At 47.6% G+C, this 25059-nt stretch carries 24 protein-coding genes and 6 tRNA genes; 18 read left to right on the top strand and 12 right to left on the bottom strand.

From position 1 onward, the window contains the following. The first annotated feature begins 66 nt into the window (after nt 1-66). Both OXN25_15220 and dgoD read left to right on the top strand, forming a co-directional pair. Nucleotides 67-1131 carry a sialidase family protein gene (locus OXN25_15220; protein ID MDE0426208.1) on the top strand — a complete coding sequence of 355 codons (1065 nt, stop codon included), beginning with the start codon at nt 67-69 and terminating at the stop codon, nt 1129-1131. Nucleotides 1132-1149: 18 nt separating this feature from the next. Beyond that, nucleotides 1150-2274, top strand: coding sequence for a galactonate dehydratase (gene dgoD, locus OXN25_15225; protein MDE0426209.1), 1125 nt, complete (start codon nt 1150-1152; stop codon nt 2272-2274). Nucleotides 2275-2285: 11 nt separating this feature from the next. On the opposite strand, the gene OXN25_15230 is transcribed toward dgoD, so the two are convergent. From OXN25_15230 to OXN25_15260, 7 genes are all read right to left on the bottom strand, one after another. Beyond that, a complete protein-coding gene (locus OXN25_15230; protein MDE0426210.1) occupies nt 2286-2576 on the bottom strand; it encodes a hypothetical protein in 291 nt (96 codons plus the stop codon). A 55-nt stretch (nt 2577-2631) separates the two neighbouring features. Beyond that, entirely contained in the window at nt 2632-3201 is a 570-nt protein-coding gene (locus OXN25_15235; protein ID MDE0426211.1) for a DUF309 domain-containing protein, read from the bottom strand. Nucleotides 3202-3216: 15 nt separating this feature from the next. After that, the gene (locus OXN25_15240; protein ID MDE0426212.1) at nt 3217-4596 is read right to left on the bottom strand and encodes a UDP-glucose/GDP-mannose dehydrogenase family protein; all 1380 of its coding nucleotides are present in this window, start codon (nt 4594-4596) and stop codon (nt 3217-3219) included. A 32-nt stretch (nt 4597-4628) separates the two neighbouring features. Further along, entirely contained in the window at nt 4629-4847 is a 219-nt protein-coding gene (locus OXN25_15245; protein ID MDE0426213.1) for a hypothetical protein, read from the bottom strand. A gap of 18 nt (nt 4848-4865) precedes the next feature. Continuing rightward, nucleotides 4866-5885 carry a MoxR family ATPase gene (locus OXN25_15250; GenBank protein MDE0426214.1) on the bottom strand — a complete coding sequence of 340 codons (1020 nt, stop codon included), beginning with the start codon at nt 5883-5885 and terminating at the stop codon, nt 4866-4868. An 11-nt stretch (nt 5886-5896) separates the two neighbouring features. Then, the gene (locus OXN25_15255) at nt 5897-6955 is read right to left on the bottom strand and encodes a GHMP kinase (GenBank protein ID MDE0426215.1); all 1059 of its coding nucleotides are present in this window, start codon (nt 6953-6955) and stop codon (nt 5897-5899) included. A gap of 323 nt (nt 6956-7278) precedes the next feature. Next, nucleotides 7279-7560, bottom strand: coding sequence for an HU family DNA-binding protein (locus OXN25_15260; protein MDE0426216.1), 282 nt, complete (start codon nt 7558-7560; stop codon nt 7279-7281). A gap of 842 nt (nt 7561-8402) precedes the next feature. Here OXN25_15260 and OXN25_15265 point away from each other — a divergent pair. From OXN25_15265 to OXN25_15310, 10 genes are all read left to right on the top strand, one after another. After that, on the top strand, nt 8403-9404 hold the full coding sequence (locus OXN25_15265) for an aspartate-semialdehyde dehydrogenase (GenBank protein ID MDE0426217.1): 1002 nt from the start codon (nt 8403-8405) through the stop codon (nt 9402-9404). Nucleotides 9405-9419: 15 nt separating this feature from the next. Beyond that, on the top strand, nt 9420-10556 hold the full coding sequence (gene mtnK / locus OXN25_15270; protein MDE0426218.1) for an S-methyl-5-thioribose kinase: 1137 nt from the start codon (nt 9420-9422) through the stop codon (nt 10554-10556). Between the two features lie 45 nt (nt 10557-10601). After that, a complete protein-coding gene (locus tag OXN25_15275) occupies nt 10602-11471 on the top strand; it encodes a J domain-containing protein (protein ID MDE0426219.1) in 870 nt (289 codons plus the stop codon). 97 nt (nt 11472-11568) lie between these two features. Beyond that, entirely contained in the window at nt 11569-12516 is a 948-nt protein-coding gene (locus OXN25_15280; protein MDE0426220.1) for a hypothetical protein, read from the top strand. A 71-nt stretch (nt 12517-12587) separates the two neighbouring features. After that, the gene (locus OXN25_15285; GenBank protein MDE0426221.1) at nt 12588-13772 is read left to right on the top strand and encodes a pyridoxal phosphate-dependent aminotransferase; all 1185 of its coding nucleotides are present in this window, start codon (nt 12588-12590) and stop codon (nt 13770-13772) included. Between the two features lie 360 nt (nt 13773-14132). Then, entirely contained in the window at nt 14133-14624 is a 492-nt protein-coding gene (locus tag OXN25_15290; protein ID MDE0426222.1) for a hypothetical protein, read from the top strand. A 10-nt stretch (nt 14625-14634) separates the two neighbouring features. Then, complete coding sequence (locus OXN25_15295) at nt 14635-15327, top strand: tetratricopeptide repeat protein (protein ID MDE0426223.1); 693 nt, start codon at nt 14635-14637, stop codon at nt 15325-15327. Nucleotides 15328-15385: 58 nt separating this feature from the next. Then, nucleotides 15386-16816, top strand: coding sequence for a DNA methyltransferase (locus OXN25_15300; protein ID MDE0426224.1), 1431 nt, complete (start codon nt 15386-15388; stop codon nt 16814-16816). Between the two features lie 80 nt (nt 16817-16896). Continuing rightward, nucleotides 16897-17484 carry a hypothetical protein gene (locus OXN25_15305; GenBank protein ID MDE0426225.1) on the top strand — a complete coding sequence of 196 codons (588 nt, stop codon included), beginning with the start codon at nt 16897-16899 and terminating at the stop codon, nt 17482-17484. A 237-nt stretch (nt 17485-17721) separates the two neighbouring features. Beyond that, nucleotides 17722-19452, top strand: a complete 1731-nt coding sequence (locus OXN25_15310; protein MDE0426226.1) for an arylsulfatase — start codon at nt 17722-17724, stop codon at nt 19450-19452. A gap of 2 nt (nt 19453-19454) precedes the next feature. Here the strand turns inward: OXN25_15310 and OXN25_15315 are convergent, their stop codons facing one another. Then, a complete protein-coding gene (locus tag OXN25_15315) occupies nt 19455-19952 on the bottom strand; it encodes a gamma-glutamylcyclotransferase (protein MDE0426227.1) in 498 nt (165 codons plus the stop codon). 65 nt (nt 19953-20017) lie between these two features. Beyond that, on the bottom strand, nt 20018-20764 hold the full coding sequence (locus OXN25_15320) for a LamG domain-containing protein (GenBank protein MDE0426228.1): 747 nt from the start codon (nt 20762-20764) through the stop codon (nt 20018-20020). A 192-nt stretch (nt 20765-20956) separates the two neighbouring features. On the opposite strand from OXN25_15320, the gene OXN25_15325 reads away from it, so the two are divergent. Beyond that, a tRNA-Leu gene (locus OXN25_15325) sits at nt 20957-21041 on the top strand. Nucleotides 21042-21200: 159 nt separating this feature from the next. On the opposite strand, the gene OXN25_15330 is transcribed toward OXN25_15325, so the two are convergent. The 3 genes from OXN25_15330 to OXN25_15340 form a co-directional block, all read right to left on the bottom strand. Then, nucleotides 21201-22379, bottom strand: a complete 1179-nt coding sequence (locus OXN25_15330) for an MFS transporter (GenBank protein ID MDE0426229.1) — start codon at nt 22377-22379, stop codon at nt 21201-21203. A gap of 44 nt (nt 22380-22423) precedes the next feature. After that, nucleotides 22424-22978: an O-acetyl-ADP-ribose deacetylase gene (locus tag OXN25_15335; protein MDE0426230.1), complete on the bottom strand. Its 555-nt coding sequence runs from the start codon at nt 22976-22978 to the stop codon at nt 22424-22426. A 95-nt stretch (nt 22979-23073) separates the two neighbouring features. Further along, the gene (locus tag OXN25_15340; protein ID MDE0426231.1) at nt 23074-23973 is read right to left on the bottom strand and encodes a DUF58 domain-containing protein; all 900 of its coding nucleotides are present in this window, start codon (nt 23971-23973) and stop codon (nt 23074-23076) included. Between the two features lie 250 nt (nt 23974-24223). Here OXN25_15340 and OXN25_15345 point away from each other — a divergent pair. From OXN25_15345 to OXN25_15365, 5 genes are all read left to right on the top strand, one after another. Then, nucleotides 24224-24298 (top strand) — tRNA-Pro (locus OXN25_15345). 30 nt (nt 24299-24328) lie between these two features. Then, nucleotides 24329-24402, top strand: a tRNA-Arg gene (locus tag OXN25_15350). A gap of 34 nt (nt 24403-24436) precedes the next feature. Continuing rightward, nucleotides 24437-24508, top strand: a tRNA-His gene (locus tag OXN25_15355). Nucleotides 24509-24696: 188 nt separating this feature from the next. Next, nucleotides 24697-24769, top strand: a tRNA-Lys gene (locus OXN25_15360). A 164-nt stretch (nt 24770-24933) separates the two neighbouring features. Beyond that, a tRNA-Leu gene (locus OXN25_15365) sits at nt 24934-25018 on the top strand. Nucleotides 25019-25059: the final 41 nt, after the last annotated feature.

Genomic DNA, 25059 nt, shown 5'->3' on the forward strand with positions numbered 1-25059 from the left:
ACCGAACATTTTGCCATAATTCATTATGTAGGACAAGAGAAATTTACTGTAAAGGGAGTCCAGCAAATGCTCTCAACCGAAAATATGGGTGGCGTTGTCGTCACGCCAAATCAATTAAGTGAGATGCAAGCGGGTGATTATATTCTGCATGCCCGCGATGGTCTGCTAAACAAGGTTCCAGTAGAGAAAATCCGCATGCCGTTGGATCCGCAAGGGCACTATCAGGGATTGAATTTCGTTCAGGCTCCCGATGGTACTATCTATGCAGTCCAGCACACCATTATCTCTAAGTCCACAGATGGTGGCAGGAGTTGGGAACATCTCAACAGGGTCCCTGCTGCTTTCGGTTTCAACGGATGGTTGTTGCAAGCCAATAGGCATGGGCAGCTTATTCACGTGAGTCAACATGGAGAAGAACAGCCAACCACCGTCTGGGTTTCTGATGATGAAGGTGAGACATGGGAGCAGACGAGCGAAATAGATGTCGCGCCGTTTCAGAAAACCGTCGCTGGTTCAAGTCTGACCCGACTCAACGATGGCACGCTGCTCCTACCAATTAAAAGAAGAGACGACCCGTTTTACGAAGGCACGAACCCGACTTATGTCTTTGTTTCCGAAGATGATGGATACACCTTCTCGAACCGCTTCTTTTTGTCGGATTATGGCAATGAAGTCAACATCGCAGAACTTTTTTCTGGCAGACTGCTCGCGGTCATCCGATACCAACCGGGACACCCAGACCAACCGCATACAAACAAAACGGTTTTTCTTGCAGATTCAGTAGATAGCGGTGTTACGTGGACAAATCTCCGTCAGTTAACGAGTGTGCATGGGCAGTGCCACGGCGCGGCTGTCGGACTTTCCAATAAGCGTGCTGTTGTGGCTTATGATCACCGGTATCCGAGGGAACTCGGCAGCGGTAGGGCAATGGTAAGCGACAACAACGGCGAAAGTTGGCGTGATGAAGTCTATTACCTCTGTCATGGGCATGTTGCTGGCTTTCCGAGACACATCACCTTAGATGGCGAGGAAATCCTAACCTTTATCGGTTCCTGCTACGGCGATGTCAGCAAATGGGAGAACGCCACAGGGAACTCACACTTCTGTATTATCCGGTGGCGACCGGTTTAGGACGAAAGAAAGGATACTATGAAAATTACCGGATTTGAAACAATACCTATTCAAGGTCGGGCGATGATCTTGAAAATGTTCACAGACGAAGGAATCATCGGCTACGGTGAACCGATGAACTATGAGCATTGGCGCGTCGTTGCCCAAGCCGTAGACGACATGGCGGAATACCTAGTCGGCAAAGACCCACTGCAGATTGAAGCGCACTGGCAAGCGATGTACAGGTCGAGTTACAGCCGGAGCATGCCTGTATTGGTCGGAGCACTCAGCGGTATTGAGATGGCGATGTGGGATGTATTCGGCAAGGTCGTCGGAATGCCGGTCTGGAAACTATTAGGCGGTTCCGTGCGGGATCGGATTCGCGTCTATACCGGTATAGGGGGTACAACACCTGAAGCGTGTGCAGAGCATGCGAGGAAGGCAGTGGCTGCAGGATTTCGGGCAGTAAAGATGGGAGCCTCGCCGCAACCTGTTCGATTTGTTGATACCCCAAAGGCGATTGGCACGATGGTGACACGGGTGGCAGCCGTGCGAGAGGCAGTCGGTGATAAGGTCGATATTGCTGTTGATCTGCATCGACGCTTGAGTCCAACGATGGCAGTCATCTTGGTAAAGGAATTAGAACCCTTCCGTCTCCTGTTTGCCGAGGAGCCGTGCCATCCTGAAAACAATGAGCCGCTTTTGATCTTATCCCGGTCCACAACAGTACCCATCGCGACGGGTGAACGGCATTTAACACGATGGGGTTTCCGGGAGATAATTGAACGTGAGATGTGCGCGATTTTGCAACCCGATATCCGACACTGCGGTGGGATACTGGAACTGAAGAAGATAGCCGCGATGGCGGAAATCCACAATATGGCGATTGCACCGCACAACGCTGCCGGTCCTGTCGGAGTGGCCGCATCGGTACACGTCATGGCGACCGTGCCGAATTTGCTGATATGTGAGGGCGGACACCGACGCGGAGAAGGACTGTTTCAAACACCTTTGGTTTTCAAAGATGGATTCATTGAACTCCCGACAGCACCCGGACTCGGTGTGGATATGGACGATACAGCTATTGAAGCGATTCGAGATGAAACATTTCGGCTGCGTGGAATGTTCTGGCACGCAGACGACGGGGCTTTCGCAGATTACTAACCACGCGCACTTTACGTCATTTTATTTTGATCATTCGGTCGTGTGGAAAGATTTGTTTTCGGAGGAATGTCCCATGAAATGTGTCCACAGCGCGGGCATCGCATCTCAAATTCGACGAGATTTCTGACTGTGCCGGTTTTTTCGGGTTTCCGTCGGGTTTGACATTGTGGACACCGGACAGCCCGAAATTCGTCGGCATCGCTTTTGCCAAAGTAAGCACCTATCTTAAAGAGAATAAATAGCAACACAACGATGAAAATGCAGAAGAGGCTGAAAATGAGAAAAGGGACAAGCGTTGGCATGTGGCTTTCCTCACAAGGGTCAAGGCTGGAAAATAAATGTGGTTGTCGGTCGGTGTTAACCTGTCAGCAATATGAGCGGTTTAACAGAGTTCTGAAGATACGTGGTTTCTGTGACATTGTCGGCGAAGAAAGGGGCGAAAAATGCATCAGCGATTTCCAAGAATGCGGGCAAGTCGAGTCCCATATAGTTTCCGAAAGCATCGTCACACTCAACGACAACCTGCCTCAATTTGTCCCGTCCCGCAGTGGAAAGTGTGCGCAAGGGTCGCAGCATTCGCATGTGATATTTGATGAGGGATGCTGAAACCTGAATCAGTCCTTGAAGAAAAAGACGATACGTGTCCTCTGCTTGGTGCCACAACCCTTCCCACGCTTCATGTGCTTCCCACCAATAGGCAAAGTTATATAAATCTATCCCGTAGAGATAGTCCTCGTTTTCTCGCCAGAGTTCTGGAGGTAGCGGATCAGCATCGTGTTCTTCTTCGAGGCCATAACTGTGTCCGCGCGGATCTCGGATGGGATGCGGTGTGACACCAGGGATATGTCGATACGGCGGGAACGGTTTTTGTGGACAATATCGATGCCAATTTGCATCAAAAGGTTCGGGTTGTTTAATAGTGTCCATATCGTCAGCGGCATTCTATATTCTGCCGACCCCGATGTAATGAAAACCCGCAGCTTTTGCTTCTTCCGGCGAATAGACATTACGTCCATCAATGAGGATGCGGGTCTTCATCTGTTTGGCGAGTTTACGGAGTTCGAGTCTGTGATAGAGTTCCCATTCAGTGACAAGCACTAACGCATCCGCATTGTAGGCGAGTTCATCTATATTTTTTGTGAAGTAGAGGTTGGTGTTAGCAGATGGATCCCTTCCACTCAAAGCACGCTGCGCATTTTCAATAGCGATCGGATCGTGTGCGCGAACGGTTGCACCCTCAGCAATAAGTTCACGAATAATGTCAAGCGACGGGGCTTCTCTAACGTCATCCGTGTTAGGCTTGAATGCGAGACCGAGGATACCGATAGTTTTACCTTTGAGCGTCTTCAGAGCACCTTGCAATTTTTCGATGATATGCGCGCGTTGGCGAAAATTAACGGTACGCGCGGCTTCCGTGATAGGCATCTCGTAGCCGGATTGCGCTGCGACCCCTAACAACGCTGAAGTATCTTTAGGGTAACAACTCCCACCCCATCCGAGACCGGCACGGAGAAACTGATTTCCGATGCGAGCGTCGAGTCCAATACCACGCGCAACCTCCGTCACGTCTGCACTGACCTTTTCACAGAGTCCTCCAATTTCATTGATAAAACTGATCTTGAGGGCGAGGAATGTGTTCGCAGCATATTTAATCATCTCTGCACTGTTTGGATCGGTGGTCATCATCGGTGGCAAGTGGTAAGCCGACGGACGTGGAAATCCACTCGGTGGATCAAACGTCTGTTCGAGGATCGGTTTATAGAGGCGACGGAGGGTATCAATCGCTTCATCGCTATTGGCACCAACAACAATCCGATCCGGATACAGTGCGCCTTGTAACGCTAAACCTTCTTGTAAGAACTCCGGGTTTGAAGCAACGGACACATTTCCCTGAATACCACGTGTCGAAAAAACAGACTCGACAACCTTAGCGACGCGTTGGTTGGTGCCGATGGGAACCGTGGACTTAACGACGAGCGTATAGTGTCTATCGGGCAGACAGACTTCTGCAACTTCCCTCGCTGCTTGTTCAACGTGCTGTGTATCAGCTTCTCCATTCTTTTTCGGTGGTGTCCCGACAGCAATCAGAATCAGCTCTGAATCGGGGACGACCTCAGCGACGTTTGGCGTAAAACGGATGGTGTGCTGCACTTCTTCAAGAAGGTTCTGGATGCCGGGTTCGTGAATAGGGCTTTTCCCTTCGTGCAGAAGGTCTAATTTACTTTCGTCTTTCTCTACTATTGCGACATTGTGATTGAGGTAAGCGAGGACGACACCCGTGGTCAAACCGACGTATCCTGCTCCTATAATTGCAATCTTCATTTTTTTTGCTATTGAATCTGGTCATCGTTCCTTTAACTTGGTGTGAATTCAACAACTTCAAGAACTCTTTGAAGTCGTTCGGTAGTTGGATCGTAGCCATAATTAATCTGTCGCATCAATTCGAGGGCTGCCATACGTTCTTGTGGGGTTTTGGAATGCCAATATGCTTTATCAGCCACATCTGCTTCTTCAAAAGAGGATAAAACTGAAAATTCCTCCTTATCCACTCTAAAACTATCAATCGCTCGCATTGCTTTCATATCCTCTATTTATTCAACCGGTGGGGGTTCAACGCTTTCCAGCAACCTATTGATAATATCTAAACTCGTGATACCGTCAGCCTCGGCGTTGAAATTCGTCAGAATTCGGTGGCGTAGGACGGGGATCGCAACAGCTTTAATATCTTCATAAGCGACATGATAGCGTCCGTGGAGGATGGCTCGCGCCTTTGCACCGAGAACGAGATATTGCGATGCTCGGGGGCCTGCTCCCCATTGGACCCAATCCTGAATGAAGTCGTATGCATCTGGGGCAGGACGCGTCTGCCTATTCAATTCCACGGCATACTCTACAATCGCTTCAGCGATGGGGACTTTCCGGACGACCTGCTGTATTTGTAGGACCTCTTCTCCGGTGATAACGGCATTGATTTCCGGTTCATAAGCCGCTGTTGTTGTCATCACAATCTCTTTTTCAGAAGTTTTGTCTGGATAATCGAGGGTGATATGGAACATAAAGCGATCAAGTTGTGCTTCTGGTAGTGGGTAAGTCCCTTCTTGTTCAATTGGGTTCTGTGTCGCTAAAACAAAAAACGGGCGTTCCAAGAAATATGTTCTACCGCCTGCGGTGACCTGATATTCTTGCATGGCTTGTAAAAGTGCGGCTTGTGTTTTCGGAGGTGTTCGATTGATTTCATCGGCGAGAACGATATTGGCAAACACTGGACCCTTAATAAATCGGAAGGCACGTTTACCGGTTCCATCTTCTTCAATAATATCGGTCCCTATAATGTCGGACGGCATTAGGTCTGGTGTAAATTGGATGCGGTTAAATGGCAATTTGAGAATTTGTGCGAATGTGCTAATGAGCAGCGTTTTTGCCAACCCCGGTACCCCAACCAACAAGCAGTGTCCCTGCGAAAAGAGCGCAATCAGGAGCTGCTCAATGACCTCGTTTTGTCCGATGATACGTTTTTTGAGTTCAGTTAGAATATTTTCTTTGGCTGTTTTTAATGTTTCAGCGATTTCTATATCAGTTGCAGGTTGCGTGGAGGGCATATCGTTTTTCATATATTTAAGGTTTAGTAGTTTGAGACTCTCCACATTTGGAGACCATCGAAATCGAAGTTGACATCAATAACGCGTGCACCAGCGTCTTCGAGTTTCTGGCGCACACTATGTTCGCGTGTCGGTTCACAGTAGAACAGGAGACACCCGCCACCACCGGCACCACACGCTTTTCCGCCGATGGCACCGTGTGCTGTCGCGATTTTAAAAAGCTGCTCAATCTGCTCGTTTGTAACAGACGGGTGTAACTTTTTCTGATTCCGCCAATTTTGGGTGAGTAATTCGCCGAATTCGGTCAATCTGCCGCGCATCAGTGCCGTTTTTGTCGCCTCAGCGGTGGCTTTGAGCGTCTCTAAGGCATCGCGGACACTTGGATCGGCACTTTTATAGGCGGTTGTCACGTTCTGATGGATGTTGCCCGAGAGTCTCGGTTGCCCGGTATAACAAAGGACGAGATTTTTTTCAAGTTCGTAGCGGATCTGAGGAGGGAGTCTCAGCGGCGAAGTTTTGACCTCTTCCCCTTGGAATTCCATAAAATGAATACCACCGAGGGCACTCGCGTAATGGTCTTGCTTCCCACCGAGTATACCGAGTTCATGGCGTTCGATAGTGCTGGCGAGTTCGGCGTATTCATACGGAAGATAGGTGGCTTCTTTGAGTGCGCCGAGGACGCTGACGAGGGCAACTCCCATTGCTGCCGAAGTTCCCAATCCACTCCCAGGAGGGGCATTGGACTGTGTGATCAGGTCGAATCCACCGATCTGTATAGACATGCGCCGGACCCCTGCCTTTACTAAATCGATATTTCCATCGTATTCGAGTTGACGGACATCGTCGGCTTCAATGAAGGTATCGAAATCTGCGGAATAGATACGAATACTTTTATCTAAAATCCGCTGCAGTTCAACGGAATCGTCCTGCGTTGTCTGACTTTCACAGCGGAGCGTGGCGTAAGCATACCGGTTGATTGCTCCGTTAACGACCAGCCCCTTTGAATGCTCGGTGAATAGGGCTACGTCGCTCCACCCCCCAGCAAAGTCAATTCGGACTGGAGCTCTCGCTCGGATTAGCATGACGAGTCTCCTGACATCGGTTTTTACGAGCACGCTTGCAAAGAATATGTATAAAATAGTGCGAAAAGTAGACAAGCGAAACTACAGATCGGACAAACCGGAAATAGACACATGCCCTCGCAAAAGATGATGAATACAAAAAATTGTGGCGAAGGTTAGCCGATAGTCGTATTGAAATATTTGGCAAGGGCAGTCTCTGTCGAGAAAGTGGTTAAAATAGTTGATGGTAGATGTAACGTGGAAAAGCCGCAGCTACCCCCGATTCGGAAACGGGGCATAGCCCCGCGGCTTTTCCCAGAAACTGAGCGAAATAACCGCTAATCTTAGGCAGCAGCGTCGCGAAGCTTCTTACCAGCTTTGAAGACAGGGACGGTCTTCTCAGGAATACTGAGCGGTTCGCCAGTCTGTGGATTGCGACCTGTACGGGCTGGCCGAACTTTGGCTTCAAATGTTCCGAAACCGATCAACCCAACGGAATCGCCGTTACTCAAAGCATCGCAAACAGTCGCAGCAAAAGCGTCAACAGCGGCTGTTGCCTCTTTCTTGCTAAGACCCGTCTGTTCGACAATACTGCTGACGACATCGTTCTTCATTAATTTTGCCATGTCAAATGTTCCTCTAATTTTCAGCCCGAACAAGAAAACAATACGTCTGCTAAATAATTAAGAAACGTGGGTTCTCCCATATCGAGCGTAAATTGGATTTAACAAAAAACTAATAGTAGTAATTATATTATACTATACAAATATAGATATGTCAAGATGAATAGCACCCACAACCTGAAGATTGGGGCTTCGGCTTCGTAGCAACTGCGGTTTTCTCAAAGAGTCAACCGTCTTAGTATCGCTCCACCCGTAGGCAATTCCCCTATACCCTGAAAGAAATAGGTAAGGGCATATCGTGCGGAAACTTTCACGGCTATTCCTGCCTACAAAAAAAAAGGAGAGTAGCAGTAATGCAACGTGCTGGCTTTCACCTCCGCTCCGAAACTTACGCGTGAACTGCTACCGATACATGTTTTTTACAAGGTCTCACTTGACACCCGCCACACACCATACGACTGGTGAGGATAGGACTCTCTCAAATGAGAGAGGTCGTATTCCTATCCAGCAAGTGTAATATCATTATACTACATTTTTAGGTGAATAACAAGTTTATTTTTCAATAACGCCATTAGTTTCCGCCTACATCCCGCAAACGAAAGCATAGAATTCGATGCCGAATGTTAAAATTAATACCATAGATTGCGGAATTTGTCAAATTTTTTCTTTACAGCCATAAATCAAATTTTTAGCGGAATGATTGATTTTCAATAGTTCCTTTGCCTGCCGATATTGAGTGGCTTGACCGAAATATTTGCTTTAAGCGGTACGTTTGTGGTAAAATTAATAAAATATAGTTTACTGAAGATTCCGCTTGAGTAACACAATAAAGGAAAATATCAAAAATGCATGAAAGTTATCGTGTAGCAGTTGTAGGCGCGACCGGTGCTGTCGGCAACACGATGTTGCAAATTTTAGAAGAACGAGGCTTCCCTATTGCCTCCTTGAAACTTCTGGCATCGCACCGTTCCGCTGGTGAGATTCTGTCCTTTAAAGATGCCCCAATTATCGTTGAAGAATTAACGCATGATTCCTTTGGAGATGTGGATGTCGTCTTTTCATCGGCGGGTGGGTCTGTCAGTCGCGAGTTCATTCCGACAGCTGTCGAAAAAGGAGCACTCGTCATTGACAACACAAGTGCCTTCCGTATGGATCCAGACACACCATTGGTTGTCCCTGAAGTTAATATGGATGCTGCACGGACACATAACGGACTCATTGCCAATCCGAATTGTTCCACCATTCAGATGATGGTAGCACTTAAACCAATTTATGATGCCGTTGGTATCAAGAGGATCGTTGTTTCGACCTATCAGAGCGTTTCTGGCAAAAGTGGACGCGCTGTTATAGAATTGGTTCAGCAAACAAAGGACGCTCTCGAAGGGATACCGGTTACTTTAGATAAATTTCCACACCAGATGGCGTTCAACGTCGCCTTTGATTGGCCCTTTTTAGATGGCGGGGACAATGAGGAAGAGGTCAAAATGATCAATGAGACTCGGAAAATACTCGCCGATGACACAATTGGGGTCTCTGCTACAACCGTTCGAGTCCCAGTCTTCTACGCACATTCCGAATCCATAAACCTTGAAACACACGGAAAACTCACCGCAGCTGAAGCGAGAGAATGTCTCGCCACTGCTCCGGGTGTGAAACTTGTGGATGATCCGAGCAATCAGCAGTACCCACTTGCTATAGATGCTGCAGGCAAAGATGATGTTTACGTAGGTAGAATCCGGGATGATGCCTCGATAGAAAACGGTTTGAATCTTTGGGTCGTTGCGGACAACTTACGGAAAGGCGCAGCCTTAAATGCTATTCAGATAGCTGAGAACCTGCTGTTATAGTCGGGTGAAAAAGATATGGAACTCACCCTTGCGACTCTCCAAGACTACTTGTGTAGACGAGGGACGGAGATAGGTGCATTTGAACCTGATACGGAGTTCCACATAGAAGAGATTGGTGATGGGAACCTTAATACAGTCTATCGCGTCTCGGATGCAACGCGCCCAGAGCATTCTCTCGTCTTAAAACATGCCCCACCATATATTAAGATATTGGGGCCCGATTACCCATTATCTACCAAACGTTTGATTTATGAATCCCGCGCATTGGACGTTTACAATCGGTTGGTGAGTGGGGCTGTGCCTGTGCAATACAGCTTTGATGCAGATATGGCGGTCATAGCGATGGAAGACCTCCGAGACGCACACGTGCTCCGAGACGATCTGATTGCTGGTATAGTGGACCTCACAATCCCTGAACAAATTGGACGGTTTATGGCGGTTGTGCATAGTCAGACGTATGTTGAGAACCTTGATAGTAAGACCGCGCAGCACTATAAACAGCAGTTTGCCAACACCACTATGCAGTTGATAACTGCCGATTATGTGTTCACCTTTCCCTATACTGAACACGAGACGAACTTCTGGACTCCCGGATTAGCGTCTGATGTTCAGCAGTTGAAAATGGATACGGACTTTTTGCAGCGGGCAGCGCATCTAAAACAGGTTTTTCTGACTGCGCAGCAGGGCGTTACCCATGGTGACCTACATACAGGTAGCGTTCTGGTCCAAGACGACACAGCTAAAGTTATTGATGCCGAATTTGCCTTTTACGGTCCCGTTGGGTTTGACCTCGGATTATATTGGGCGAATTATCTGTTATCCTATTTTTCGCATCAAGGTGCCTTGCGCGTCCAATCGGCACTTAAAGCGGCGATTGTGCAAACGTGGCATACCTATAGTGCTGAGTTCAAAATGGTTAATGCTGCGTTGAAGGCGCAAATATTGCAGAATATCTTTCACGATGCAGTTGGGTTTGCAGGATTGGAAATGCTACGTCGTCTCATCGGTGCCGCGCATGTCAAAGATATAGAAGGTATCGCTGATATGTCTCGGAAATTACGTATAGAAAGAGCAGCCCTTCAATTCGGAACGCGACTGGTCAAACAACACCAATCTTTACATGATGTCGCATCGGTCATAGTGATGCTTTAAGATAATTGCGTATGTACCGCGCAGCCTTTACAAGATAACATATTTATGAGAGATTACTACGAAATCCTCGGTGTAGACCGAAGAGCAACTCCAGAAGAGATTAAAAAAGCCTATCGCAAACTTGCTGTTCAGTATCATCCGGATAAAAATCCGGGTGACAAAGGGGCAGAAGAGAAATTCAAGGAAGCATCGAATGCCTATTCGGTCCTTTCTGATCCAGAGAAGCGACGCGTCTATGATACGCGCGGGCATGCTGGCGTGAACAATATGGGATTTGAAGGTTATACGACGATGGACGACATCTTCGCGAATCTGAACCTCGACGATATTTTTGGGCGCGGTGGGTTTGGTGGATTCGGTGGGTTCGGCGATGCGTTTGGTGATGCTTTTGGACAACGACGCACAACCGCTCCCACACGTGGACGCGACATTCGTATGAACATCAGTATCCCTTTCGGGGATGCCGTATTGGGTAGCAAGAAAGAGGTGACTGTCCGAGGAAAGCGGATCACCCTTACAATTCCACCAAGTATTGAGAATGGGAAAACCTTACGCATTCGCGGGCAAGGCGAATCTCTCGGTATTGGTACTTCCGGCGATTTATTGGTGACAGTTTCTGTGCAACCGCATCCGACGTTGACACGTGATGGCTTAGATCTGCTGACAGACGCAAAAATCTCTATGACAACTGCCGCATTAGGGGGTGCGGTTCGGGTGAAGACGCTAACTGAGGATGTGGATCTGAAGGTCCCACCAGGAGCGCAACCTGGGCAGCAGCTGCGTCTGCGTGGCCGAGGGGGAACGGATCCCTCTGGACGGAAAGGGGATTTACGGGTGCGATTGGTTGTGGAGATACCGAGATCGCTGTCGCGCAAGCAGCGGAATTTATTGAAGGAACTTGAGAAGACACTGTGACAAATACAAACCAGCTAGCACCAAGCCTCAGCGTAATACGTGATTCAGAAAATAAAAATTGCTGATATGCATTGACAAATCGGTGTGTGGGCTTCGTATGCAAAATATCTTACGCGACTTCTTTGAAAACTTACCTCACAACCGGTTCGATATTGTAAGTAAAGACATCTTCGGGACGTTCACCGAAGATTTGTTGAAGAAACTCACCAATATCCCCGGACTGAAGTTCGTAGAACAACTTGAGACAGAATTGACGACCGTTGAAATACGGCGTATGGATATTTTATCGAAAGTAGCGGTTGACGATAAAGAAGTTTTGGTGCATATTGAGTTCCAAGTGAGTCGTGAGAGTACATCAGAGATACTAAAGCGAAAAGTGGGCTATTTCGGAAGGTGCTTTGAGAGATACGGCTTGCCGATTTTGTCTTTCACCATCTATCTCCGTTCAGATGCCGGTGGAAACGACCCGGGTGAGTATAGCCAAGATTTTCCAGGACATAATGCTCTGATAGAGTATCAGGTGATCCGACTAAGCGAGTTTGATGGGCAATCCATCTTTGACACCGACCAGACCAGTCTGATAGCATTTACACCGTTGATGCGACCACCGGAAGGCATATCCAGGGTTGAATGGGTTGAGGAGTGTCATAAGATGACGTTTGCTCTCCCGCTTGCGCCGGCTCTACAGAATAACTTATTGATATGGCAATGGATTTTGAGTGGTTTGATCGTTGATCCTGCCGAAATTCGCCATCTGTTGGAGGGACCCATGTTAGAATCATCAACTTACCAATATATCCTGCAACAAGGTATTGAACAAGGTATTGAACAAGGTATTGAACAAGGTGAGAGGAAAAATGCTGTCAAAAGTATCCTTAACGTTCTTGATGCTCGATTCCACGTAGGAGCAGAGCAAACCTTAAAGCTATCTCTTGAGGGTATTGAAGATTTGAAACGCCTTGAGCAATTACTCCGGACAGCCGCACAAGCAGAGAGCCTGGAGGCGTTCATGCGGACTTTGATGACAAACGGCAATTCCACTTGATATTCAATTTCTCTTCGTTCAATTCAACCGACAGCTATACGTAAAAACCTATTTTCAAAGGAGAAAGAATGATCGCATTATCACAACGAAGTCAAAGTGTAACACCCTCATCTACCTTAGCAATCACTGCGAAAATTAACGCCTTGATTGCCGATGGCGTAGACGTTGTCAAATTCGGGGCAGGCGAACCCGATTTTGATACACCCGATTATATCAAAGATGCCGCAGTCAAAGCACTCAGTGAGGGTTTTACGAAGTACACCCCAGTCCCCGGCACCCCCGAGCTCCGAGAGGCAATCACGGAGAAATTCAAAAGGGACAACGGACTGAGTTATGAATCCTCTGAAGTCATCGTCTCGTGCGGTGCAAAACACACCATCTATAACATCTTCCAAGCCATCTGCGACCCAGGCGACGAGGTTATCTTCGCCGCGCCGTATTGGGTAAGCTACCCAGAACAGGTTAAACTTGCAGGCGCAGTGCCAAGCGTCATTGAGACGACCCCCGCACAGAACTTCTGCATGGCACCCGATCAGGTCGAAGCAGCCATTACCCCGAAGACAAAGGCAATCCTCGTTAACAGTCCAAGCAACCCCACCGGTACAACTTACGATGTGGACACGCTCAAAGCCATTGCTGAGATTGCCGTTAAACACCAAATTTACCTTATCTCCGATGAAATCTACGAAGCGTTGCTTTACGACGGGGCAACCCATCAGAGTCCGGCTGCCTTCAATGAAGAGATCAAGGCGATTACCTTTGTTGTCAACGGCGTTTCTAAGGCCTACTCTATGACAGGGTGGCGGATTGGGTATACCGCAGGTCCCGAAGACGCTGTTTCGGCGATGTCGCGTATCCAATCCCATAGCACTTCAAACCCGACATCCATTGCACAGAGAGCCGCACTGGCCGCACTCAATGAACCGCAAGACGCTGTCGAAGAGATGCGAAAAGCGTTTGAGGAACGCCGAGATGTAATCTGTCAACGTTTTGACGAGATTGAAGGGGTCAGTTATGCCAGACCACAAGGCGCGTTCTATATCTTCCCCGATTTTTCCGCACATTATGGTAGAACACTTGGTGGGAACAAGGTCGAAAATTCGATGGATATGACCGATTATTTATTAAATTCTGCAGGTGTTGGTGTTGTGCCGGGAGACGGTTTCGGTGCCGACAATCATTTGCGACTCTCCTTTGCGACTTCATTGACGGAGATTAACCGCGGATTGGATCGCATCAAAAAGGCGTTGCAGTAAGTGAATGCTGTATCAAGTTTGAGTTTATGGGGAGTAGGTTGGGTGGAGCGCGAGCAAAACCCAACATAATTCCCCGACATCCGATGAAAAAACGAAAAAACTTGACACCTATCCGAAAGTATGATATAATTATACTACACTGGGAATAAGTTAGACGTTAATCTTGGAAAGTTCACAATCGCTAAAATGTTACACTTTTGGCAAAATTGCTTTTTTTCACACAAGAGAAAATCGGAAATTAAACGTCAACGAACCCTTACGGGGACTGGTTTCTTTAACGTTGTAGGCAACACACCCTAATGATACACGGGTGTAACTTTAGTGTAACATTTTTAAGACGAATCTATTAACTCAAGGAAAATGATGATGTTGAACGGACGCGTAATGCTGTGGAGCATTTTCGGAGTACTCTTTATTTTTTCGATCGCCTTTACTGCTTATGCACAGCAGGAGCAACAATCTGATGCCGCCCTGTCACAATCCCAATTTATGCAGATTATTGATAGGATAGACAAATCTAAAGAAGAAATACGTGAGCATGTAGACGAAAGATTTGAAAAACTTGACAAGAAAATTGATGAAAAATTTGGTGAACTTGACAAGAAGATTGATGAACTTAACACAGATGTTGCCTTTATAAACGGACAATTGACCGTTATAAAATGGAGTATTACAATATTTGGTGCCCCTCTTCTTGTTGGTTTGCTAATTTATTCCTTGCAAAACCGTAAGAAGACGGTTAATACAACTGCTGATGTAGCAACTAAAATCCCCGCTGAAAGCAGAGAAGAATCGGATAAAGATGTCATACGAAGAAATTTAACAGATGATCAACAATCCGAAGCCGCGTAGGAATAGTCAGATGAAAAAAGATAATTCCCCTAAGAACGTTGACAAATCAGCAAAAAACTACTTTGATAAAGGTAAACAATTATATGAACAAAAGTATTATAGCACTGCTATATCTACGCTTGACGAGGCGATCCGTTTAGACCCTAAATATGCCCGTGCCTATAATGGCAGAGGTGCCGCAAAAAGCCGTTTAGAACAATATTTTGAAGCCCTCTCCGATTTTGACGAGGCTATTCGTTTAGACCCTAACCTTGCACTCGCCTATCATAACAGAGGTCTCGCAAAATACAAATTAGGACACCCTCAAGAGGCTATCTCGGACTATGATGAGGCTATTCGACTTGACTCAGGGTATGTAAACGCCTATCGCAATCGTTCCCTTGCAAAAAGCGAGATAGGACAACATTTTGAATCCATATCCGACCTGGACATGGTCATCCGTTTAGAACCTGAAAATGACGCAGCATACAACAATAGAGGAGCCGATAAAGCACGTCTAGGACACCATGAAGCTGCTGTACTTGACTTCGACGCGGCTATTCGCATAAATTCCAAAGAGGCAGATGTATACTTCAACCGTGGGCTTTCCAAAAAGAAATTAGGACGCACGGCAGAGGCAGAACAAGATTTTCAGAAAGCACTCAGTTTAGCACAAGAAGCAGGAGATGCGGAACTTATAACCACAATTAAGAAGTATATATAATCTGCCCATAATTGACCTATCGTGCAGGAGCGGTTTTCAACCCCGATAACAAAACCCCATGAATGTCCAAAACCGAACCATCTTCTCAAACGACAACCTACCCGTCTTGCGTGGTATAGACACAGAATCCATTGACCTGATCTATCTTGACCCACCCTTCAATTCCAACCGCAACTACGCAGCACCTATCGGCAGCGACGCAGCAGGCGCAGCGTTCAAAGACACTTGGACGCTCTCCGATGTAGATAACGCATGGCACGGCGAAATCGCTGACCGCCAACCCGCGCTGTATCAAGCAATACACGCAGCCGAGCTCACACATGGCAAAGGCATGAAGTCTTACCTGATTATGATGGCGGTGCGGTTGTTGGAGATGCAGCGTGTTCTCAAAAAGACTGGCAGCATATACCTGCACTGCGATCCGACTGCGAGCCATTATCTCAAAAGTGTAATGGATGCAGTGTTTGGGAAGAATAACTTTCGGAATGAAGTTGTGTGGCAACGCACAAATACACATGGTCTTGGTAAGCAGTTCGGTAGGGTTCACGACACAATACTATTTTATAGCAGAAGTAGCCAAAGGGTATGGAATGATGTCTATACCGAACACGATCCAGAGTACGTCCAGAGAACTTATCGTCATAGCGACGAAAGGGGACTTTTCCAAGTCGATAATCTTACTGGCGGAAGTGTCACGGAAAAAGGGGAGTCTGGTCAACCTTGGCGCGGTATAGATCCGAGTCTTGTCGGTAGAAACTGGAGCACTCCCCAGAGATCAGCGTGGCCAGAAGGTGTAGAACCGCCCGATAATTACGAAGAACTCTCAGTTCATGAAAGACTGGATGCTTTGGACGCTGCCGGTTTGATTTATTGGCCCCCAAGAGGAAGGGTGCCAAGATTCAAGCGTTATCTATCAATATCAAAAGGGCGAAAAGTACATGATGTCATTACAGATATAAATCCGGTTGCAAGCAAATCCAAAGAACGCGTCGGCTACCCTACCCAAAAACCCGTCGCGTTATTAGAACGCATCATCAAGGCAAGTAGCGAGAAAGATAACGTCGTATTAGACCCGTTCTGTGGATGTGCCACAACCTGTGTCGCGGCAGAAAGGCTACAACGTCAATGGATCGGTATTGATATATCGCCCAAAGCCGTTGATCTTGTGCGAGTGCGCTTAGAGAACGAGGTTGGACTTCTCGGAAAGGTCATCCACCGAACAGATATTCCCAAAAGGAGTGAGAAATTACCCAATTATCGTACACACAAGCATACGCTGTTCGGTAAGCAGGAAGGCTTATGTAACGGATGCAGGACACAATTTCCATTTAGAAATATGACAGTTGACCACATCGTGCCGAGATCACAAGGCGGCACCGACCATGAGGACAACCTACAACTCCTCTGCGGTGCATGCAACTCCACAAAGGGACGAGGCACACAAGCCGAGTTGATTTCACGCTTAAAAGCACAAGGCGTTTTACGCTAACTCTCTTGGTTCGTGCGCAATTCTACCCACGTTTCTTCATCTTGCCACTTTGCGACCCTCTGATCAAAGGAGAATTCAAGATGATATTTAGATGTTTCAAGTTTTTCAGTCTCATCATAGTTGTAGTGTTAATAGCAAGTTGCGACCCACACACACCAGATTTAAACGCCATACTGGATACAACACAGTGTCCACTTCAGCTTGAAGGACCTTATATCGGACAATCTGCCCAAAGTCTGAATAGCGATAACCCTTATAGTTTATCACCTGCTGAAACACGATTTGCTCCTGACCAAGTTTTTCGACCGGATGATCCGTGGCAGATACATAGTGGAGAAGTGTTTACTTCTAATGACGCTTTTCTCATTTGGGATCTGTCGGAGACAGGAATAGACGCATACGCTAACAACACTGATAGAATTTGCACTGTTTCCTTCTCAACGAAGGCATCAAGTCTGATTACTGATGATTCTGACTATCGGTATACCTGTATTTTTACCTTCAGAGATGCGCGTTCAAATATTCTAACTTACTCCAAACCTTTTCAGTTATCCTTTCAAAGACAGATTCATACTTTCTCGTTTTCTGCCCCTATAGATATACAATATCCGACCTTCGGCATTTTATTCGGTCATACGGGCGCGGATTTTATCGTAGACAGCTTTTAGGCATCTTTCCTCAATGGTGATTACTGCGAATTAGAGAGTCAGCCTTGATAAAGTTTCTCAAGTCCGAAACGGCTTATTCCGTTAGAGTAAGTGCAAACAAAGCGAACCGCGACCCCCAACCTGTCGCGGTTTTTCCTTGCCAACGCCCCTCGAAAATGATACAATGTTAACTGTGAAATTCAATCTAACCAAGCCCAAATCTGCTAACTGTGTAGAAAAAATAAAGGAGATACAATCGTGGCAGAACAGACGACACCGAATCTCGTCTTTGTCATCACCGACGACCAAGGCTACGGCGATTTGGGATGCACCGGAAATCCCACTATCAACACACCGAATCTGGACGCACTCGCCGACGAGAGCGTACAACTGCAGAACCTACACGTCGGACCCACCTGTTCCCCGACCCGTGCCGGTATTATGACGGGACACTACTGCAACTCTACAGGCGTATGGCATACCATCGGTGGACGCTCACTCCTCCGTAGCGACGAGGTCACGATGGCGGATATTTTCCGACGCAACGGCTATAAAACCGGTATGTTCGGTAAATGGCACCTCGGCGATAACTACCCCTTCCGTCCACACGACAGAGGCTTTGACGAAGCACTCTACCACGGCGGCGGCGGTATCAGTCAAACCCCGGACTATTGGGGCAATGACTATTTTGACGACACCTATTTCCGCAACGGTTCCGAACAGCCGTTTGACGGTTACTGCACGGATGTCTGGTTTGATGAGGCGATGGCGTTTATTGAGAGACAGGCTGGAGAAGGTCAGAACCGTCCGTTCTTCTGTTACCTCTCTACCAATGCCCCACACGGCCCATTCCGTGTCCCTGACGCTTACGGCGAAGTCTACCGACGGAAAGGTGTGCAAGGCGAGCGTGCGAATTTCTGGGGTATGATAACCAACATTGATGACAATATGGCGCGGTTACGGCATCACCTCAAGGTATTGGGAATTGAGGATAACACGATCCTTATCTTCATGACGGATAACGGATCTGCTGCGGGATGCGATTTGGATAGACAGCAGTTCGTCAGGGCGGGGTACAACGCCGGAATGCGCGGGAAAAAAGGATCGCCTTATGAAGGTGGGCATCGCGTCCCGCTCTTTATGCATTGGCCCGGTGGCGGTTTCAGTGAAAAGCACGAGGTACACGAACTGACTGCAAACATCGATTTACTTCCGACACTGATAGACCTCTGTGATCTTGAAGTTTCCTCAAGCGCGAGTTTCCACGGTAAGAGTATTGCCCCGTTATTGAACGGTGAGACCGAGGCGTGGGAAGAACGGGTTATCGTCACGGATTCACAGCGCGTTGAGAACCCAATTAAGTGGAAAGACAGCGCAACGATGTCGCAGCGGTGGCGGCTCATCAACGGCACTGAGCTGTATGACATTCAAGAGGACCCTGGACAGCGAGATGACATCGCCGATGAACACCCAGAGGTTGTCGCAGAACTCCGCGAACATTATGAAGTGTGGTGGAAACTCGTTTCGGAACGGTTTGATGAGGATTGTCCCATCGTCATCGGGACGCAAAACGAACCCATTGCCTGCATCACGACGCACGATTGGCACGGAGAAGCACAGGCTTGGAATCACGGCATGATTCGCCGAGGGCTGGAATGTAACGGATATTGGGCTATTGAGATTCCCGAAGATGGGGAGTACAGCTTTGAGTTACGTCGATGGCCCCTCGCCGAAGATAGAGCAATAACGGACGGCATACCCGGCGAACATATCGATCTTTACAACGGCGGAAAGGCTTTGGCATTAAAAACGGCACAAATTCGCGTCGGGGAACAGACCGCAACGCAGGAGATTTCACCGGATGCGAAAGGCGTAACCTTTACGTTTCACCTTACTGCCGGTCAAACGCGCATGCATACCGAATTCGCTGATGAAGCAGGTGAGTTAGCGATTGGGGCGTATTATGTATATGCGAAACGGGTCATCTGAAATTAGAGGAGAGACGCATCGGGACAAGCGGCTGTTGCAGCGAAAAACAGATCCTCTAATTCAGCCATTGACACACCGAGGCTCTCTTCAAGGTCCGTCTGTGTTAACCCAAGCTGCTTGACACCGAGGCTCTCTTCAAAGTCTTTTTGCGTTAACCCGAATTCACAGTATCCCTGAATGACCATTTCCAGATACCATTTTGCTGGTGGTTCTGAATCTGCGCCCCCTTGCGCCATCCGGTAAAACATGACCTTGTCTTGGTAATATTTGCCGTAGTAGTCTGGATAGCCTTCATAGCGGTCAAGGGCTTCTTCATGGACTTCTGTAATTTGCCAGAGTCCGCCGTGGACTGAACAGCCCTCCATCGGGATAATATCGGCGTGATAGTTGAAAACGAGGCGAAAGCCTTCAAGTCTCAATTTCCCGATGGAAACAATACCTGGGCAGTGTTGTTGCATGTGATCGTGATTCATGTTCGACCCGTAAGCGAAATATTGCATCGACCGGTTCCTTAATCCTAAAGAGAGGTCTCCGCGCCAGATAAAGCGTGGAGACCTCAACATCATTATCGCGCCTTCAGTTCACCCCAGAGGACGGGAAGTTTATCCAACGGTTCCACAGCAAAAGCGGTGTGATAAATGCCGTCATTCATAATCCCCTGAACTTCATCTTCGGTGAGTGCATCGTTAAAAAGTCCAACATCATCCATAATAGTGGCAGAGAGGAAGCCAGTCCCTTTATCGGTAGCGAGCCACGCCGTCTGGTCCTGGTCTAAAAGTTGGAATTTCGGGACCTTTTGTGAGACTTTCTCCTCGCCATCAATATAGATATTACAGGTTTCTCCGTCATAGACATTGGCGACGTGATACCAGGTCCCCGCCTTAACGGTCACACCACTGGCGACATCCCATGTATTGGTCCAACTACGCATGAGGTTTCCACCGTTTTTGTAAGGCACATAGCGGTTATTGCTCTGATCCCATATAGAGAAATAGTTCTGCTGACCACCGATGTCAGTAAACTGCAACCAGAGGATAAAAGTCACCTTATCTTCAATAATGCCTTTACCGAGCGGAATGGTAACAGTCCCACCTTTCTTGATTTCAAGCGCACCGTTGAACTTACCTTCTTCCCATTGACCTTGTGTAATCGTCCCTTCACGGCCATTTTCAGATGCGTCTTCAGCAACATCACCCTTGCCTTCGTCCAATAGCCAGATACCGACGATTCTATCTGGATCAATCTTGGCATAACTATAATTGGCGACGAGACCCAACAGGAATATCGCACAGACAAATATATTCATTCTCATGGATTTGTGCTCCTTTTTGTTATACAGAGAGTCACGACCATAAATCGTTCCTATCCGTAGAAATTGCAACCGGTCTGTCAGTTACATTAGACTTATTGATTATATTTGACGTTTAATTCCGAATTTCTGCTGACTCGTTCTCTCTGATTTAATTTGACAATGAACAGAGATTCGGGTATACTATAATTACTTGCCGGGATGCTGGAATTGGTAGACAGGCTAGGTTCAGGGTCTAGTGTGCATTACGCGCGTAAGGGTTCGAGCCCCTTTCCCGGCATTTTCCAACAAACTGAGAAACTGATCGGTTAAAAAGACATCTCACTTTGGACAATTTTCCTTATTAGGATGGTTGAGGGTGAGACGGTTCTCCGCCTGCAACCTTCCTCACACTTTAGTTTGCGGGCTCTTTCCTTGCCAAGCAGGTGGATGGAGAACATTATTCTTTCCGTAAGGTCTCCGGGACCAGCCACAAAAAAATGCCAACCGCGAGATAACCGATGCCTCCCAAAGCGAAGCCAGAATAACCCAATCCGAACAAATCGGCAAGGTTACCGACAATAACAGGTCCCGCAGAACCACCGAAATCTCCCGTCAGTCGCCACAGACCTAAGAATTCACCGGTACCCTCGCGTGGCGCGAGGTCTGCCCCGAGCGTCATCATTGTCCCTGAAGCGATACCGTTGCCTATTCGCATGAAGATCGCTGCGAGCAGCAATCCTGTAAATGTACCCGTAAACGGCATCAACATCATTCCTGTAGCAAAAACACAGACCCCCGGCACTGTCGCGAATCTTCGACCAAATTGATCCATCATATAGCCAGCAATGGGGAACATCGACATGTCCACTGCTGAGGAAATCATAACCACCGCTCGGACTTGCTGCGTTGTTAATCCAACAACCTCGTCGGCATAGAGCGGAATAATGATGTTGCAACCGCGCCGAAGCGTTTGTACACATACCTGTCCCACGCCGGCAGTCGCAAGGAGCCGTGCATGGTGACGCGATATTTCGAGGAGATGTCTAAGATATGGAAGTTTTTTACCAGCAGTTTGGTTTGTCGAACGCCGTGTTTCTGGAATAAAAAAGAGACAGAGGATAAAATTCAAAACCACAATACCCGCAAAGATGAAGAACGGCAGGCGGAGATTCACCCCAAGAAAAACGGAACAGAACTGTCCGGCGAAAGTGCCCATCCGGTTTACACCGCCAAACAGCGCGATCGCTCGTCCACGATTTGCTATTGGAATGACATCTGTCATGTAAGCATGCCGAGCGAGCATCCACAATGCATTTCCGATACCCCCAATTAATTGTGCACCGATGAGTTGGAAGAAATTCGTCGCTATCCCCATCCCAAGCGTTGACACCCCTATCATTACCAGTCCCAGCAACATTGAGGGTTTACGACCCAACCGTTCCACTAAGATACCTGCTGGGATATTTCCAATCACTCCGACAGCAAGGACAACAGTCGTTAATGTGTAGGATAACTCAAACGATTTAACATAAATGGAGAGCGTTGGTAAAACAATACCCGCGCCTGTTGACAAGAGAAACGCTGGAATGTAAAGCGGAAGAATCAACGAGGCACGGCTAAATTTCGGGTTGTTCAATTTTGGATAACTTTCAGCAGCGGTGGCTTTCTAATGTGTGAACCCTAATTTGGGAAAAAGATGGACATAACGTCCACATAATGCGTGTGTGTCGCCTCGTCAAATAGGACAAACTGAATCTCCCTGAGTGCGACGGGATTCTCCTCTTGCACAAAACCTTTTACCGCCATCAGCGCAACGACTGCTGCCTTCTCCGTTGGATAACCGTAAATTCCGGTGCTAATGGCGGGAAAGGCAATGCTTTGAATACCATTTTCTATCGCGAGTCGAAGGCTCTCCCGGTAACAACTCGCTAACAGTTCGGGTTCACCTAAATTACCGCCTTCCCAGACGGGTCCAACTGTATGAATGACATATCTTGCAGGAAGATTGCCCCCTGGGGTGATGACCGCCTGACCCGTCGGACAACCACCGTCGCGTCTACGAATTTCCGCACAGGCTCGCTCAATTTCGGCACCGCCAGCACGACGTATTGCACCATCCACACCGCCTCCGCCGACGAGTTGGCTGTTCGCTGCATTCACGATAGCATCAACTCGCGTTTTCGTTATGTCACCTTGGAGGAGCGATAAATTAATCCCTTGAATTTGTATTGTCATTCCACGACTCCTTTAGGGTTTACGCACTTCACCCGTAGAGGCGAGGTTGCCTCGCCCTCTGCGTAATGTCTCATGAATTGTAAATTCTACCATAGTCATCGATTTCTCTGAATCAAACCAGTTCTGTGAAGTTCCTCCAGAACAAAGGTTTCAATCGGCGTATCAGTTTTTAATTGGGCGTAACCGATACCTTGGTCGGTACAGAAACGTTGTAGATTATCGCAAAACGCTTGCTGTTGGGTTTGGTATTGCGTTAAGATTTCAGCATTAATTGTAATAGCCTTCGTTTCACCCGTCTCGGCATCTTCCATCAACCAATCGTTTCCTGTAGCTGCATTTTCCAAGTATGTCTGCGGATCTATTTCTTCTCGACTTACCACGTGAATTGCTGTGAGTGAGAATCCGTGTCCTCTGAGTGATTTAAAACCTGCTGTGTAACTATCTGGGTCCAAAAAATCGGAAAAAACAACGATCATTCCACGGTGTCGTTGATACGTGGGAAGTTGCTTGAGGCATTCCGTCAATCGTGTGCGTCCGCCTGCTGCAATGGCTGTGATCGCCCTTGTAAGTCGTGGGAATTGCGCTTTGCCCGATGTAGGGGGTAGCGTTAACGAGAGGCGTTCAGCACAGGTGTAAACTGCAACGCTGTCTGCGTGTGCTAAAGCGACATAGCCAAGTGCTGCAGCAACCTGCTTGGCACATGTCAACTTCGTCGGTGCGCCAAATTCCATAGATCGGCTCCTGTCAAGTAGGAGAACAATGGGCAAGTCTTCATCAGTATGATGAAGCTTGATAAAGAGTCTGCCAAGGCGGGCATAAATGTTCCAATCGACATACCGTAGGTCATCACCGGGTTCGTAAGCCCGATGGTCGGCGAATTCCATACCTGTGCCACGATTAAGGCTTCGCCGTTCGCCTCTGAGTTTTCCTCGAAATGGATGTTTCGAGTGGATGTAGAATGGATCAAGTTGTTTCAGGAATTGTGGTGTAAGCATTATTGATGTAGGTTTTTAGAGGGTAGGTGAATGCGCCTGTAACTCTTCTTTTCCCGATGTCTACTATATTAGCATGGGTCTAAGAAAAAGACAAGAATTTTCATATTTAACTTGACAGACCCCAAAAAATGATGTATAATTTAAACACTGAAAAAGATATACAGTTTAACTTGCAAACGTCCATTACACCAGCAAATGTAGTCTTCAGTTTTGCTTGTGTTGCTTGTAAGTGTAGGCTGTAGATACAGCTCGGGGCGTAGCGCAGCCCGGCTAGCGCGTCTGCTTTGGGAGCAGAAGGTCGGAGGTTCGAATCCTCTCGCCCCGATTTCAAAACAGAATAAGATTTCTAACACAAGCGCCTATAGCTCAATTGGATAGAGCAACGGACTTCTAATCCGTAGGTTGCAGGTTCGATTCCTGCTAGGCGTGCTTTTCATACTACTGAAGGCAAAATCTAAGTGTGGTGGATGTAGCTCAGGGGTAGAGCACTTGACTGTGGATCAAGTGGTCGTGGGTTCAAATCCCATCATCCACCCTCATTCGTATCCGGGGTCCGCTCTATCACTGGGAAAGGAACCCGTTTGTATACGGACGTCGGGAGGCGTTAACGGTTTGGCTCCTTCGCGACGCGTTACTTAATAATAGACTGGGAGACCAAGTACGTCACAAGTTAAGAGCAATGCTTGTAGAGACCCTCTCCAGTGGTAAAGATACTGGGCAGACGCGCCGTTAGCTCAATTGGCAGAGCATCTGACTCTTAATCAGGCGGTTGAAGGTTCGATTCCTTCACGGCGCATCGCTTATAATATTCGACGAATGTAAGACAAAGGTAAATTTGGTTTCCGCGTAAATCAACGTCAGAATGCGTGTGTGGCATTCCAAATCAGAATCAACGGTATTCATGCCTTATGGGCATGAACCGGGTATGAAGCCCGTGTGGGCTTCCCCGGGGCAAAATTTGGGCGGGTGCTGGAATTGGTAGACAGGATAGACTTAGGATCTATTGGGGTTACGCCTCGTGAGGGTTCAAGTCCCTCCTCGCCCATAGTCGCAGATTTTTAGTCAGTGATTTAAAGTATCCGGGCT

This window comes from Candidatus Poribacteria bacterium (assembly GCA_028820845.1).
In the GTDB taxonomy this organism is placed as follows: domain Bacteria; phylum Poribacteria; class WGA-4E; order WGA-4E; family WGA-3G; genus WGA-3G.

Coding starts and splice junctions, on each gene's coding strand:
- OXN25_15250 (MDE0426214.1), bottom strand. CDS start 5,885: ATGAAAAACGATATGCCCTCCACGCAACCTGCAACTGATATAGAAATC.
- OXN25_15315 (MDE0426227.1), bottom strand. CDS start 19,952: ATGCAATATTTCGCTTACGGGTCGAACATGAATCACGATCACATGCAA.
- OXN25_15300 (MDE0426224.1), top strand. CDS start 15,386: ATGAATGTCCAAAACCGAACCATCTTCTCAAACGACAACCTACCCGTC.
- OXN25_15230 (MDE0426210.1), bottom strand. CDS start 2,576: ATGCCAACGCTTGTCCCTTTTCTCATTTTCAGCCTCTTCTGCATTTTC.
- OXN25_15295 (MDE0426223.1), top strand. CDS start 14,635: ATGAAAAAAGATAATTCCCCTAAGAACGTTGACAAATCAGCAAAAAAC.
- OXN25_15240 (MDE0426212.1), bottom strand. CDS start 4,596: ATGAAGATTGCAATTATAGGAGCAGGATACGTCGGTTTGACCACGGGT.
- dgoD (MDE0426209.1), top strand. CDS start 1,150: ATGAAAATTACCGGATTTGAAACAATACCTATTCAAGGTCGGGCGATG.
- OXN25_15255 (MDE0426215.1), bottom strand. CDS start 6,955: ATGCTAATCCGAGCGAGAGCTCCAGTCCGAATTGACTTTGCTGGGGGG.
- OXN25_15305 (MDE0426225.1), top strand. CDS start 16,897: ATGATATTTAGATGTTTCAAGTTTTTCAGTCTCATCATAGTTGTAGTG.
- OXN25_15320 (MDE0426228.1), bottom strand. CDS start 20,764: ATGAGAATGAATATATTTGTCTGTGCGATATTCCTGTTGGGTCTCGTC.
- mtnK (MDE0426218.1), top strand. CDS start 9,420: ATGGAACTCACCCTTGCGACTCTCCAAGACTACTTGTGTAGACGAGGG.
- OXN25_15290 (MDE0426222.1), top strand. CDS start 14,133: ATGATGATGTTGAACGGACGCGTAATGCTGTGGAGCATTTTCGGAGTA.
- OXN25_15220 (MDE0426208.1), top strand. CDS start 67: ATGCTCTCAACCGAAAATATGGGTGGCGTTGTCGTCACGCCAAATCAA.
- OXN25_15235 (MDE0426211.1), bottom strand. CDS start 3,201: ATGGACACTATTAAACAACCCGAACCTTTTGATGCAAATTGGCATCGA.
- OXN25_15245 (MDE0426213.1), bottom strand. CDS start 4,847: ATGCGAGCGATTGATAGTTTTAGAGTGGATAAGGAGGAATTTTCAGTT.
- OXN25_15275 (MDE0426219.1), top strand. CDS start 10,602: ATGAGAGATTACTACGAAATCCTCGGTGTAGACCGAAGAGCAACTCCA.
- OXN25_15340 (MDE0426231.1), bottom strand. CDS start 23,973: ATGCTTACACCACAATTCCTGAAACAACTTGATCCATTCTACATCCAC.
- OXN25_15280 (MDE0426220.1), top strand. CDS start 11,569: ATGCAAAATATCTTACGCGACTTCTTTGAAAACTTACCTCACAACCGG.
- OXN25_15265 (MDE0426217.1), top strand. CDS start 8,403: ATGCATGAAAGTTATCGTGTAGCAGTTGTAGGCGCGACCGGTGCTGTC.
- OXN25_15260 (MDE0426216.1), bottom strand. CDS start 7,560: ATGGCAAAATTAATGAAGAACGATGTCGTCAGCAGTATTGTCGAACAG.
- OXN25_15335 (MDE0426230.1), bottom strand. CDS start 22,978: ATGACAATACAAATTCAAGGGATTAATTTATCGCTCCTCCAAGGTGAC.